The organism is Salmonella sp. SAL04202 (assembly GCF_046550775.1).
GTDB lineage: Bacteria > Pseudomonadota > Gammaproteobacteria > Enterobacterales > Enterobacteriaceae > Salmonella > Salmonella enterica.
Map to the genome: position 1 here is coordinate 1,080,520 of NZ_JBGDXK010000001.1, position 13,254 is coordinate 1,093,773.

Here is a 13,254-nt window from a genome sequence, read left to right on the forward strand (position 1 = left end):
GGGTTGGGCGCCACCGTTCACAACATAGACCGCAGGAAAAGGTCAATATAATGATTCCACAAATTTCTCAGGCACCCGGCGTCGTTCAGCTGGTGCTCAATTTTTTGCAGGCGCTGGAGCAGCAAGGGTTTACGGGCGATACGGCAACCAGCTATGCCGACCGTCTGACAATGTCGACCGATAACAGTATCTACCAGCTTCTTCCCGATGCTGTTGTGTTTCCCCGTTCTACGGCGGATGTCGCGCTTCTTGCCCGTCTGGCGGCGGAGCCGCGCTTTACGTCGCTGATATTTACCCCGCGAGGCGGCGGTACTGGCACGAATGGCCAGGCGCTAAACCAGGGCATTATTGTTGATATGTCCCGCTATATGAACCGCATTATTGAAATTAATCCTGAAGAGGGATGGGTGCGGGTAGAGGCGGGAGTGATAAAAGATCAGCTTAATCAGGCGTTAAAGCCGTATGGCTATTTTTTTGCGCCGGAACTTTCCACCAGTAATCGCGCCACGCTTGGCGGTATGATTAATACCGATGCCTCTGGTCAGGGTTCGCTGGTCTATGGGAAAACGTCAGATCACGTCTTAGGCATACGGGCCGTATTGTTGGGGGGCGATATCCTTGACACGCAATCAATGCCCGTAGAGCTTGCCCGGACGCTGGGTGAAAACACGACGATGCCAGGCCGCATCTATCAGACCGTCTATCAGTCCTGCCTGGAAAACCGTCAACTTATCCTCGATAGCTTTCCAAAGCTCAATCGCTTCCTGACAGGCTACGATTTACGCCACGTCTTTAACGATGACATGACCCGCTTCGATCTTACCCGCATCTTAACGGGGTCGGAAGGGACGCTGGCGTTTATTACTGAAGCCCGGCTGGATATTACCCCGATACCCAAAGTTCGCCGTCTGGTGAATGTAAAATACGACTCCTTTGATTCCGCGCTGCGTAACGCCCCTTTTATGGTTGACGCGCGCGCCTTATCCGTCGAGACGGTCGATTCCAAAGTCCTTAACCTTGCGCGGGAAGATATTGTCTGGCACTCCGTTAGCGAATTGATTACCGATGTGCCGGATAAAGAGATGCTTGGCCTGAATATCGTGGAATTCGCGGGTGACGATGAAGCGCTTATTGACGGACAGGTCGAGGCGCTGTGCCACCGGCTGGATGGCCTGATGGCGCGTGCGGAAGCGGGCGTGATCGGCTGGCAACTTTGTACCGATTTGACGGGTATTGAGCGTATTTACGCGATGCGTAAAAAAGCGGTAGGGCTGCTGGGTAATGCGAAAGGTGCTGCCAAACCGATTCCTTTTGCGGAAGATACCTGCGTGCCGCCTGAACATCTGGCCGATTACATCGCCGAATTTCGCGCCCTGCTGGATGGTCATGGCTTAAGTTACGGCATGTTCGGCCACGTGGATGCCGGGGTGCTGCATGTGCGTCCGGCGCTGGATATGTGCGATCCGCAGCAGGAACTGTTGATGAAACAGATCTCCGATGAGGTCGTCGCGCTGACCGCCAGATACGGCGGGCTGTTGTGGGGCGAGCATGGAAAAGGTTTTCGCGCGGAATACAGCCCGGCCTTTTTCGGCGAAGTCCTGTATGGCGAGCTGCGCAAAATAAAAGCGGCTTTTGATCCGCATAATCGACTTAACCCGGGTAAAATCTGTCCGCCGCAGGGGATAGAGGCGCCGATGATGAAGGTGGATGCGGTAAAACGCGGCACCTGGGATCGGCAAATCCCGCTGGCGGTACGGCAGACCTGGCGCGGCGCTATGGAGTGTAATGGTAACGGCCTGTGCTTTAATTTCGATGCGAAAAGCCCGATGTGCCCGTCGATGAAAATTAGCCTTAACCGGATCCACTCGCCGAAAGGGCGGGCGACACTGGTGCGGGAATGGCTCCGTCTATTGGCCGATCGCGGCGTCGATCCGTTGAAGCTGGAAAAGGAGCTGCCGGAAAAACGCGCCAGCTTACGCACGCTGATTGCCCGCACCCGGAATAGTTGGCACAAACGCAAAGGCGAGTATGACTTTTCCCATGAAGTTAAAGAGGCCATGTCCGGCTGTCTGGCGTGTAAAGCCTGTACGACCCAGTGTCCGATTAAAATCGATGTTCCGGAGTTTCGTTCACGTTTCTTACAGCTTTACCATACGCGTTATCTGCGTCCGGTACGCGATCATCTGGTGGCGACGGTCGAGACCTACGCGCCGCTGATGGCGCGTGCGCCAAAGACCTTTAACTTTTTTATTAACCAACCGATGGTTCGCAATCTGGCGAAAAAACATATCGGTATGGTGGATTTACCTCTGCTTTCTGCCCCTTCGTTGCAACAGCAACTGGTGGGCCATCCGTCCGCTAATATGACGCTTGAGCAACTGGAGCGCATGAGCGCCGAGCAAAAAGCGAAAACGGTACTGGTGGTTCAGGATCCGTTTACCAGCTACTACGACGCCCGGGTCGTGGCGGACTTTATCCGCCTGGCGGAAAAGCTGGGCAGGAGGCCGGTATTGTTACCGTTCTCGCCGAATGGTAAGGCGCAGCATATTAAAGGTTTTCTTAATCGCTTTGCGAAAACGGCGAAAAAAACCTCTGAGTTCCTTAATCGGATCGCCGCGTTGGGGATGCCGATGGTGGGCGTCGATCCGGCGCTGGTTCTGTGTTATCGCGACGAATACAAACTGGCGCTGGGCGAACAGCGCGGCGATTTTCATGTGTTGCTGGTGAATGAATGGCTGGCGCAGGAAATAAATGCAAGACTGTCCGTCGAGATGAGCGGCGAACCGTGGTACTTTTTTGGTCATTGTACGGAAGTCACGGCTTTACCCGGCGCGCCTGCGCAGTGGGCCGCCATCTTTGCCCATTTTGGCGCGAAGCTGGAAAATGTCAGCGTAGGCTGCTGCGGTATGGCGGGCACTTATGGACATGAACTCACCAATCATAAAAATTCGCTGGGAATTTATGAGCTATCCTGGCATCAGGCGATGCAACGTCTACCGCGAAACCGCTGCCTGGCAACCGGCTATTCCTGCCGAAGCCAGGTTAAACGCATTGAAGGTACGGGCGTGCGTCACCCGTTGCAGGCATTACTGGAGATTATAGGTTGATCTGGAAACGTGAAGTGACCCTCGATGCGCTTAATGCGATGGGGGAAGGGAATATGGTTGGCCTGCTTGATATCCGCTTTGAGCGTATTGGGGACGATACGCTGGAAGCGACAATGCCCGTCGATCATCGCACCAAACAGCCGTTCGGCTTGCTGCATGGCGGAGCGTCTGTGGTGCTGGCGGAAAGTATCGGCTCGGTCGCAGGCTATCTGTGTACGCAGGGGGAGCAAAAGGTGGTGGGGCTGGAGGTGAATGCCAACCATGTACGGTCGGCGCGTCAGGGGCGCGTACGAGGCGTCTGTAAAGCGTTGCATACCGGGGCTCGCCATCAGGTCTGGCAGATAGAGATCTTTGATGAACAGGGACGTCTGTGCTGTTCTTCGCGCCTTACTACGGCGATTGTGTGACGTTGTCACCATAAAAGTGTGATGCATATTGCTTTTGGTCAAAATGTGCGCAGAAAAAGGTGATATACTGTGCACGTTTACACATAAGCGAGGATGATATGTCTACTGATTTAGACCCAACCCAACTGGCGATTGAATTTTTACGCCGTGATAAAACCGAACTTTCTCCCGCGCAGTATTTGAAGCGTTTAAAACAGCTGGAGTTAGAGTTTGCCGATCTCCTCACCCTCTCTGCAACCGAACTGAAAGAAGAGATCTATTTCGCTTGGCGGTTGGGCGTGCATTAATAAAGTCTGTGTAGGCCGGATAAGGCGTTAGCCGCCATCCGGCTATGTTACCAGGCAATCTCACCAGACACTGTCCCCAGGTAATAGATAACCCCCTTGATTTTGTTTAAAAAAAATACAGATCGCCATTTGTGCTAAAAAGGCGCGCGCTCTTTATGAGATTATTCTTATGCCCCTTCAAGAGCTAAGCCATTAAGAGTGCCGGAGATAAGCGCCGGATGGGGCCGGAACCCTTAAGCCTGTATTGAACAGACTTAAGGGTTTTTCTTTTCCGGGCGCGTAAAAAACTAAGGTCTGTCAATAACCGCTGGCATGTCGTCAGCCGTATGATTATTCAAAATACGGTTAGCCAGCACACCTGACATCATCGATCCGTTAACGTTCAGAGCCGTGCGGGCCATATCAACGATAGGTTCGATGGCAATAAAAATACCGACCAGCGCAACGGGAAAATTCAACGTCGACAGGACAATCAGCGCCGCGAACGTACCGCCGCCGCCGACGCCGGCTACGCCAATAGACCCTAGCGCAATGGCAGGCAACATCGCGGCCAGAAAATGCAGCGAGAGCGGATCAATGCCGATGGTGGGCGCAATCATCGCTACCATAATAGCCGGATAAATCCCGGCGCAGCCATTTTGCCCCATACTGGAGCCAAACGAGGCGGAAATATTGGCAATGGTGCTTTGTACGCCAAATTTTTCCTGGGCGGAAATGGCCAGCGGGATAGAGGCTGCGCTGCTGCGGGAAACAAACGCAAAGGTTAAGACGGGCCACACCATTCTGAAATAACGCGCTGGATTATTACCGCTGAGGATCAGCAAGATGGCATGCACGATAAACATCATGAAAATCGCGATATAACAGGCGCCGATAAAACCAAGTAAGCTGGCGAATTGTTCAAAGTGGTATGATGAAAATACGGTAGTCATTAATGCCATGACGCCATAGGGCGTTAATGCAATAACGATACGTACCATCTTCATGACCCAGATCTGGATAGCGTTAATGCCTGCGCTTAATTTCTGACCTTCTTCCGGCGCCTCTTTTTTGACCTTTAACAGGGCGATCCCCGCTATTAGCGTGAAGATAACGATGCCGATAACGGAAACACTTCTGGCCCCCGTAAGATCAAGAAAAATATTAGTCGGAATCAGCGATGTCACTAACTGGGGAATCGACACCGCGGCCGTCTTATTGACTTCTTCTGTAGTTAACATTGACGGCATGTGCACAAAAGCGCTGGCGTCAAGCCCCAGTATATGAGCGGTCAGTAATCCGATAAAACCGGCAACCATCACCAGACATAACATGCATCCGACGATCGTCAGCGACATTTTTCCGATGCCGGCACTATTTTCCAGTTTATTGATGGCGGAAAGAATAGAAATAAAAATCAGCGGCATAGCGACCAGTTTCAACAGATGGACGTAACCATTGCCGACGATGCTGTACCATTCGATAATGGTTTTAGTGTGATTTGCTGAAATAAAATGCAGGGATAAACCAATAACAGCCCCTAAAAAGATAGCGATAAAAACGCTTTTCGACAGGGAATCGCTTTTTTGATTAATTCTCAAGATGACCCACGAGAAAACCAAAAAAAGTGCGATATACGCGAGCGTAACAACCATATTTTAAGCCTCTTGCCTCATTCAGCACCTGAAATGCCGGAAAGAGTTTACATAAACCTATAGCTCAAACTGAGTTATAGAACCGCAGCGGATTATAAAGAGCGCAACGCCAGGTATCCATACAAAAAATGGGGTTCTGACCTCGCAGCCCGGCAATGTCGACAGCCTATTAATTAAATAGTCATTTTCTATACATCTTTTCGTTTTTGACCTGCCAGAACGGTTAATGTCTTATAAATCATTAATTATCAAAATGTTAAGCGATTTTTTGTCTGTCGTATGACCTGGCGGACAGGGTCTATGCTTAATAAAAGGCGCTCAATATAACCATTTGTTGGAAAGCCCCTGCGGTTAAGGGGTTGAAGTGATAATCATTATCACTAACATGCTGTTATATCCTGGTGATTTAGAACGCGAGGTAACTCTATGGAATTGCATTCAGGCACGTTTAACCCGGAGGACTTCCCCTGGCAAGGGCTGACGTTAACGCCAGCGGCGGCTGCGCACATACGTGAACTGGCAGCAAAGCAGCCGGGCATGTTGGGCGTGCGGTTAAGCGTAAAACAGACGGGATGTGCCGGATTCGGCTATGTTCTGGATACCGTTCGGGAGCCGGATAAAGACGATCTGGTTTTTGAAGCCGAAGGCGCAAAGCTTTTCGCACCGTTACAGGCGATGCCTTTTATTGACGGAACAGAAGTGGATTACGTACAGGAAGGGCTGAACCAGTTATTTAAATTTCATAACCCCAAAGCCCAGAATGAATGCGGCTGCGGCGAAAGTTTTGGGGTATAGGCGGTACTATGTCTCGTAATACTGAAGCAACGGAAGAGGTCGGCATCTGGACAGGCGGACGCCTTAATTACAAAGAAGGATTTTTCACGCAATTACCCACTGATGAACTGGCAAAAGGCATCAGCGAAGAGGTGGTGCGCGCGATTTCCGCAAAGCGTAACGAACCTGAGTGGATGCTGGAATTTCGTCTCAATGCCTATAGAGCCTGGCTGGACATGGATGAACCGCACTGGCTGAAAGCGCACTACGATAAACTGAACTATCAGGACTACAGCTATTACTCTGCGCCATCATGCGGAAACTGCGACGATAGCTGCGTTTCCCAGCCGGGAGCCGTACAGCAAACGGGCGCGAATACCTTTTTGAGTAAAGAGGTTGAAGACGCCTTCGAGCAACTTGGCGTTCCGGTTCGCGAAGGGAAAGAGGTCGCCGTCGATGCGATTTTTGACTCGGTCTCCGTAGCGACCACATACCGTGAAAAACTGGCGGAACAGGGCATTATTTTCTGTTCTTTTGGCGAAGCGATACACGATCACCCTGACCTGGTCAGGAAATATCTTGGCACCGTCGTGCCGGGGAACGATAACTTTTTTGCCGCGCTGAATGCGGCAGTCGCTTCCGATGGGACATTTATCTATGTTCCCAAAGGCGTGCGTTGCCCAATGGAGTTATCCACCTATTTTCGCATTAACGCCGAGAAAACCGGTCAGTTTGAGCGCACGATTCTGGTGGCGGATGAAGGCAGCTATGTGAGTTATATCGAAGGCTGCTCCGCGCCCGTACGCGACAGTTATCAGCTCCACGCCGCGGTAGTGGAAGTCATCATCCATAAAGATGCTGAAGTAAAATATTCCACCGTACAAAACTGGTTCCCGGGCGACAACAACACGGGCGGCATTCTGAACTTTGTGACCAAGCGGGCGTTGTGCGAAGGGGAAAACAGCAAGATGTCGTGGACCCAGTCGGAAACCGGTTCGGCGATTACCTGGAAATACCCGAGCTGTATCCTGCGCGGTGATAATTCTATCGGCGAGTTCTATTCCGTTGCGCTGACCAGTGGACATCAGCAGGCTGACACCGGTACCAAAATGATCCATATCGGTAAAAACACGCGCTCAACCATTATCTCAAAAGGCATTTCTGCCGGCCACAGCCAGAACAGCTACCGTGGGCTGGTAAAAATTATGCCGACGGCAACCAACGCCCGAAATTTCACCCAATGCGACTCCATGTTGATTGGCGCGGACTGCGGCGCGCATACGTTCCCGTATGTTGAATGCCGCAATAACAGCGCGCAGCTGGAGCACGAGGCGACAACATCACGCATCGGTGAAGATCAGCTTTTCTATTGTCTGCAACGCGGTATCAGCGAAGAAGACGCTATTTCGATGATCGTCAACGGTTTCTGCAAAGACGTTTTCTCGGAACTACCGCTGGAGTTCGCCGTTGAAGCGCAAAAACTGCTGGCGATTAGCCTTGAGCACAGCGTCGGTTAATGATGAAGGAAAACCCATGTTAAGCATTAAAGATTTACAGGTCAGTGTGGAAGAAAAAGCGATTTTGCGTGGCCTGAATCTGGAGATTCGCCCCGGCGAAGTTCATGCCATTATGGGGCCGAACGGTTCCGGGAAAAGCACGCTCTCCGCCACTCTGGCGGGACGTGAAGATTATGAGGTCACCGGCGGCTCGGTTACGTTCAAAGGTAAAGATCTGCTTGAACTGTCGCCGGAGGAACGGGCGGGCGAAGGGATTTTTATGGCCTTCCAGTACCCGGTAGAAATCCCCGGCGTCAGTAACCAGTTTTTCCTGCAAACCGCGCTGAATGCCGTGCGCGCCTACCGCGGGCAGGCGTCGTTGGATCGCTTTGATTTTCAGGATCTGATGGAAGAGAAGATCGCATTGCTGAAAATGCCGGAAGATTTGCTGATCCGTTCGGTAAACGTCGGTTTTTCCGGCGGGGAGAAAAAGCGCAATGATATTTTGCAAATGGCGGTGCTGGAGCCGGAACTGTGCATCCTTGATGAGTCGGACTCCGGACTGGATATCGATGCGTTGAAAATTGTGGCGGGAGGCGTCAACGCGTTACGCGACGATAAACGCGCTTTTATTATCGTGACCCACTATCAGCGCATACTGGACTACATCAAGCCCGATTACGTCCACGTCCTCTATCAGGGGCGAATTGTCCGTTCCGGCGATTTTACTCTGGTCAAACAACTGGAGGAGCAGGGTTATGGCTGGCTTACCGAACAGCAGTAAAGCGCTACAGCAATGGCAACATCTCTTTGAAGAAAAAGGAGAAAGTCGAACTGAGCAAGCAAGACAACATTTACAACAGATGTTACGTCTGGGATTGCCGACGCGTAAACATGAAGACTGGAAATACACGCCGCTGGAGGGCTTAACCCATAGCCAGTTTATCCAGCAGTGTGCGACTATCAGCGCCGCACAGCGTGATGCGCTGGCGCTGCAAATCGATGCCGTGCGGCTGGTGTTTGTCGATGGTCGGTTTATGCCAGAGCTCAGTGATAGCACGCAAAACAGCGGATTTGACGTTAGCGTCAGGGATGAGCGCCAGACGCTTGCCGCGCCGGTACATCCTGAGGTTTTTCTGCATCTGACGGAAAGCCTGGCGCAATGTGTCACGTATATACAGGTACGGCGAAATCAGCGTCCGACCAGGCCGCTACTGTTAATGCATATCACGCAGGGCGTGGATGGCGACGAGCTGAACACCGCGCATTATCGCCACCATCTGGCGCTGGCGGAAGGCGCGGAAGCGACGGTTATTGAGCATTATGTCAGCCTTACAGCGGCAAAACATTTTACCGGCGCGCGTCTGACGATGAACGTTGCAGACAATGCGCAACTGCATCATATCAAACTGGCGTTTGAAAATGCGTCCAGCTATCACTTTGCGCATAACGATCTTCTGCTGGCGACAGACGCCTCGGCGTTTAGCCACAGTTTTCTGCTGGGCGCCGCAGTACTACGTCACCACAGCAGCTCACAACTGAATGGTGAAAACGCGACGCTTCGACTGAATAGTCTGGCGATGCCGGTGAAAAATGAAGTCTGCGATACGCGGACATGGCTGGAACATAACAAAGGCTACTGTAACAGCCGCCAGTCGCACAAGACCATCGTCAGCGACAAAGGACGCGCGGTCTTTAATGGCCTGATTAACGTGGCGCAACACGCCATTAAAACCGACGGCCAGATGACCAATAATAACCTGTTGTTGGGGAAACTGGCTGAAGTCGATACCAAACCGCAATTAGAGATCTATGCCGATGACGTGAAGTGCAGCCACGGCGCGACGATCGGGCGTATTGACGATGAGCAGATGTTTTATCTGCAATCACGCGGCATCAGGCAGCAGGAGGCGCGGCACATGATTCTTTACGCGTTTGCCGCAGAGTTAACGGAAGCTATCTATGATAGCGCCCTTAAACAGCAGGTGCTGGCGCGAATCGGCCAGCGACTGCCCGGAGGCCTGGTATGACATTTCCTGTAGAAAAAGTACGGGCGGATTTTCCCATACTGCAGCGTGAAGTTAACGGCCTGCCGCTGGCTTACCTGGACAGCGCAGCCAGCGCTCAAAAACCTAATCAGGTGATTGATGCTGAATCTGCCTTCTACCGTCACGGCTATGCTGCGGTACATCGGGGTATCCATACGTTAAGCGCGCAGGCGACCGAAAGCATGGAGAATGTGCGTAAGCAGGCGTCGCGGTTTATTAACGCCCGCTCCGCAGAAGAACTGGTGTTCGTGCGCGGTACGACGGAGGGCATTAACCTTGTCGCCAACAGTTGGGGAACGGAAAATATTCGCGCCGGGGATAACATTATCATCAGCGAGATGGAGCATCACGCCAACATCGTTCCCTGGCAGATGCTGTGCGAGCGCAAAGGCGCTGAACTGCGCGTGATCCCATTGCATCCTGACGGTACGCTGCGGCTGGAGACCTTAGCTACGCTGTTCGATGACCGGACCCGACTGCTGGCCATTACCCATGTTTCCAATGTGCTGGGGACGGAAAACCCACTGCCGGACATGATTGCGCTGGCGCGCCAGCATGGGGCGAAAGTGCTGGTGGATGGCGCCCAGGCCGTGATGCACCATGTTGTTGACGTCCAGGCGCTGGACTGCGATTTTTACGTTTTCTCCGGCCATAAACTTTACGGGCCGACCGGCATCGGTATTCTGTATGTTAAAGAGGCGTTGCTGCAAGAAATGCCGCCGTGGGAAGGGGGCGGGTCGATGATCTCGACCGTCAGCCTGACGCAGGGAACGACATGGGCGAAAGCGCCCTGGCGTTTTGAGGCGGGAACGCCGAATACTGGCGGCATCATCGGTCTCGGCGCGGCAATTGACTATGTGACGTCGCTGGGACTGGATAAGATTGGCGATTATGAGCAGATGCTGATGCGCTATGCGCTGGAGCAACTGGCGCAGGTGCCTGATATCACGCTGTATGGTCCGGCGCAGCGGTTGGGCGTCATCGCGTTCAATCTGGGTAAACACCATGCTTACGACGTCGGCAGCTTTCTTGATAACTACGGTATCGCGGTACGAACGGGGCATCACTGCGCGATGCCGCTCATGGCCTGGTATGGCGTGCCGGCAATGTGCCGGGCTTCGCTGGCGATGTATAACACCCATGAAGAAGTGGACCGACTGGTGGCAGGATTAACGCGTATCCACCGCTTATTGGGATAACAGTGAGGTTTTATGGCTGCGCTACCGGATAAAGAAAAATTGCTGCGTAACTTTACGCGTTGCGCTAATTGGGAAGAGAAATATTTATATATTATTGAGTTGGGGCAGTGCCTGGCGGAGTTAAATCCGCAGGATCGCAATCCGCAAAATACGATTCATGGCTGTCAGAGCCAGGTGTGGATCGTGATGCGGCGAAACGCCAACGGCATTATCGAATTGCAGGGCGACAGCGACGCGGCGATCGTTAAAGGCCTTATGGCGGTGGTATTTATTTTGTACCACCAAATGACGGCGCAGGATATTGTGCATTTTGATGTCCGGCCATGGTTCGAAAAAATGGCGCTTACGCAGCACCTCACGCCTTCTCGTTCTCAGGGGCTGGAAGCAATGATTCGCGCAATTCGCGCTAAGGCCGCCACTCTTAGCTAAACTGTACAGACAGCGTTCTACCTGATGTCAAATCCTTTGTCGGACGGCGACGTCGCTTTATCCAGAGTGGACAGAGCGTATATTTTGTTGTTCTGATAAGCGAAGCGCTACCAGTCGTCGCAGAGGGCATCACCAGGAATACAGGAGGTTTGGTATGAAACGTGCGTCTTTCATTACGCTAACTATTATCGGCGCGTATAGCGCGTTACAGGCAGCCTGGGCGGTTGATTATCCATTACCGCCCGAAGGCAGCCGTCTTATTGGTCAGAATCAAACCTATACCGTACAGGAAGGTGATAAAAACCTGCAGGCTATCGCCCGGCGTTTTGATACGGCGGCGATGCTCATTCTTGAAGCGAACAATACGATTGCGCCGGTGCCTAAGCCCGGTACGCTAATTACCATTCCCTCGCAGATGCTATTGCCGGATGCGCCCAGGGAAGGCGTTATCGTCAACCTCGCGGAGCTACGGTTGTATTATTACCCGCCGGGAGAAAACCGCGTTCAGGTGTATCCCATCGGCATCGGTTTGCAGGGGCTGGAAACTCCCGTCATGGACACCCGGATAGGGCAAAAGATCCCCAACCCGACGTGGACGCCGACGGCGGGCATACGCCAACGTTCGCTTGAGCGGGGGATCACGCTGCCGCCGGTGATCCCTGCCGGGCCAAATAACCCGCTGGGACGCTATGCGCTGCGTCTGGCGCACGGTAATGGGGAATATCTCATTCATGGCACCAGCGCGCCGGATAGCGTGGGTCTGCGTGTGAGTTCCGGTTGTATTCGCATGAACGCGCCGGACATCAAAGCGTTATTTGCGCAGGTCAGAACGGGGACGCCGGTAAAAGTGATTAACCAGCCGGTGAAATTCTCTGTCGAGCCGAATGGCATTCGTTATGTAGAGGTACACAGGCCGCTATCGCCGGAAGAAGAGCAAAACGTGCAGACGATGCCCTACGTGTTGCCTGCGGAATTTACCGCGTTCAGAAACGCGCAAGGGGTGGATAGTCGCCTGGTCGATAAGGCGCTATACCGGCGAGCCGGGTATCCAGTCAGCGTGAGCGCCGGGCAGACGCCAGCGGTAAATACGACCGCAGTCGAATCCGCTCAGAACGGTTTTGTCGGAGAAGAGGGGCAAACGCGCGTCACGCAGTAGTCTTCGCAGCAAACGACGGACAAAAAAATGGCGCACGATGTGCGCCATTTTATATCGTGCGTCAAATTACTTACGGACGTGGGATACTACTTTGTTGTCCAGACGCTGGTTCGCGCGAGCAGCATCGTCTTTAGCAGCCTGAACGTCGGAACGCATTGCATTTACGTCATTACTCAGTTGCTCAACTTTAGCGCTCAGCGTCTGTACATCGGAAGACAACTGATCGATTTTAGCGTTGCTTGAACAACCTGCCAGTAACGTGGAACCCAGAACTACTGCACCTAAGATCAGCTTGTTAGTACGGTTCATAACAATAACATTATACTTTGCGTGGTTATGTGGGTAAAAAAAATGGCGCACGATGTGCGCCATTTTTATTACGCAGGTACTATTACTTACGGTATTTAGTAGCCTGGTTGTCCAGACGCTGGTTAGCGCGAGCTGCGTCGTCTTTAGCAGCCTGAACGTCGGAACGCATTGCGTTCACGTCGTTGCTCAGCTGGTCAACTTTAGCGTTCAGAGTCTGAACGTCAGAAGACAGCTGATCGATTTTAGCGTTGCTGGAGCAACCAGCCAGCAGAGTAGAACCCAGGATTACCGCGCCCAGTACCAGTTTAGTACGATTCATTATTAATACCCTCTAGATTGAGTTAATCTCCATGTAGCGTTACAAGTATTACACAAACTTTTTTATGTTGAGAATATTTTTTTGATGGG

Annotated in this window: 13 protein-coding genes; 10 read left to right on the top strand and 3 right to left on the bottom strand. The window is 52.4% G+C overall.

The genetic code is table 11. The features are described 5' to 3' along the window. Positions 1 to 50 precede the first annotated feature (50 nt). The 3 genes from ACLJQJ_RS05425 (at position 51) to ACLJQJ_RS05435 (ending at position 3,801) form a co-directional block, all read left to right on the top strand. Complete coding sequence (locus tag ACLJQJ_RS05425) at positions 51 to 3,107, top strand: FAD-binding and (Fe-S)-binding domain-containing protein (protein WP_063809089.1); 3,057 nt, start codon at positions 51 to 53, stop codon at positions 3,105 to 3,107. Further along, a complete protein-coding gene (menI, locus tag ACLJQJ_RS05430) occupies positions 3,104 to 3,514 on the top strand; it encodes a 1,4-dihydroxy-2-naphthoyl-CoA hydrolase (protein ID WP_000637930.1) in 411 nt (136 codons plus the stop codon). The genes ACLJQJ_RS05425 and menI overlap by 4 nt, the downstream gene beginning before the upstream one ends. 98 nt (positions 3,515 to 3,612) lie before the next feature. Further along, the gene (locus ACLJQJ_RS05435) at positions 3,613 to 3,801 is read left to right on the top strand and encodes a YdiH family protein (RefSeq protein WP_001537749.1); all 189 of its coding nucleotides are present in this window, start codon (positions 3,613 to 3,615) and stop codon (positions 3,799 to 3,801) included. Positions 3,802 to 4,088: 287 nt separating this feature from the next. Here the strand turns inward: ACLJQJ_RS05435 and ACLJQJ_RS05440 are convergent, their stop codons facing one another. After that, positions 4,089 to 5,435 (bottom strand): L-cystine transporter, encoded by a 1,347-nt coding sequence (locus ACLJQJ_RS05440; RefSeq protein ID WP_063809088.1) that lies wholly within the window; start codon positions 5,433 to 5,435, stop codon positions 4,089 to 4,091. A gap of 426 nt (positions 5,436 to 5,861) precedes the next feature. Between ACLJQJ_RS05440 and sufA the strand changes: the two genes are divergently transcribed. The 7 genes from sufA to ACLJQJ_RS05475 all read left to right on the top strand — a co-directional run bounded on the left by sufA (position 5,862) and on the right by ACLJQJ_RS05475 (position 12,537). After that, a complete protein-coding gene (gene sufA / locus ACLJQJ_RS05445; protein WP_000418973.1) occupies positions 5,862 to 6,230 on the top strand; it encodes a Fe-S cluster assembly scaffold SufA in 369 nt (122 codons plus the stop codon). A gap of 8 nt (positions 6,231 to 6,238) precedes the next feature. After that, entirely contained in the window at positions 6,239 to 7,726 is a 1,488-nt protein-coding gene (sufB, locus tag ACLJQJ_RS05450; protein ID WP_000089383.1) for a Fe-S cluster assembly protein SufB, read from the top strand. 16 nt (positions 7,727 to 7,742) lie between these two features. Further along, positions 7,743 to 8,489 (top strand): Fe-S cluster assembly ATPase SufC, encoded by a 747-nt coding sequence (gene sufC / locus ACLJQJ_RS05455; RefSeq protein ID WP_063809087.1) that lies wholly within the window; start codon positions 7,743 to 7,745, stop codon positions 8,487 to 8,489. After that, complete coding sequence (gene sufD / locus ACLJQJ_RS05460; RefSeq protein ID WP_063809086.1) at positions 8,464 to 9,735, top strand: Fe-S cluster assembly protein SufD; 1,272 nt, start codon at positions 8,464 to 8,466, stop codon at positions 9,733 to 9,735. Before sufC ends, sufD begins: the two co-directional genes overlap by 26 nt. Further along, positions 9,732 to 10,952 carry a cysteine desulfurase SufS gene (sufS, locus tag ACLJQJ_RS05465; protein ID WP_063809085.1) on the top strand — a complete coding sequence of 407 codons (1,221 nt, stop codon included), beginning with the start codon at positions 9,732 to 9,734 and terminating at the stop codon, positions 10,950 to 10,952. The genes sufD and sufS overlap by 4 nt, the downstream gene beginning before the upstream one ends. Positions 10,953 to 10,964: 12 nt before the next feature. Beyond that, positions 10,965 to 11,381: a cysteine desulfuration protein SufE gene (gene sufE, locus ACLJQJ_RS05470; RefSeq protein WP_063809084.1), complete on the top strand. Its 417-nt coding sequence runs from the start codon at positions 10,965 to 10,967 to the stop codon at positions 11,379 to 11,381. Positions 11,382 to 11,535: 154 nt separating this feature from the next. Next, entirely contained in the window at positions 11,536 to 12,537 is a 1,002-nt protein-coding gene (locus tag ACLJQJ_RS05475) for a L,D-transpeptidase family protein (RefSeq protein ID WP_000817060.1), read from the top strand. 66 nt (positions 12,538 to 12,603) lie between these two features. On the opposite strand, the gene ACLJQJ_RS05480 is transcribed toward ACLJQJ_RS05475, so the two are convergent. After that, positions 12,604 to 12,846 carry a major outer membrane lipoprotein gene (locus ACLJQJ_RS05480; protein ID WP_001082328.1) on the bottom strand — a complete coding sequence of 81 codons (243 nt, stop codon included), beginning with the start codon at positions 12,844 to 12,846 and terminating at the stop codon, positions 12,604 to 12,606. 82 nt (positions 12,847 to 12,928) lie between these two features. Next, positions 12,929 to 13,165, bottom strand: coding sequence for a murein lipoprotein Lpp (lpp, locus tag ACLJQJ_RS05485; RefSeq protein WP_001082307.1), 237 nt, complete (start codon positions 13,163 to 13,165; stop codon positions 12,929 to 12,931). Between the last annotated feature and the right edge of the window lie 89 nt (positions 13,166 to 13,254).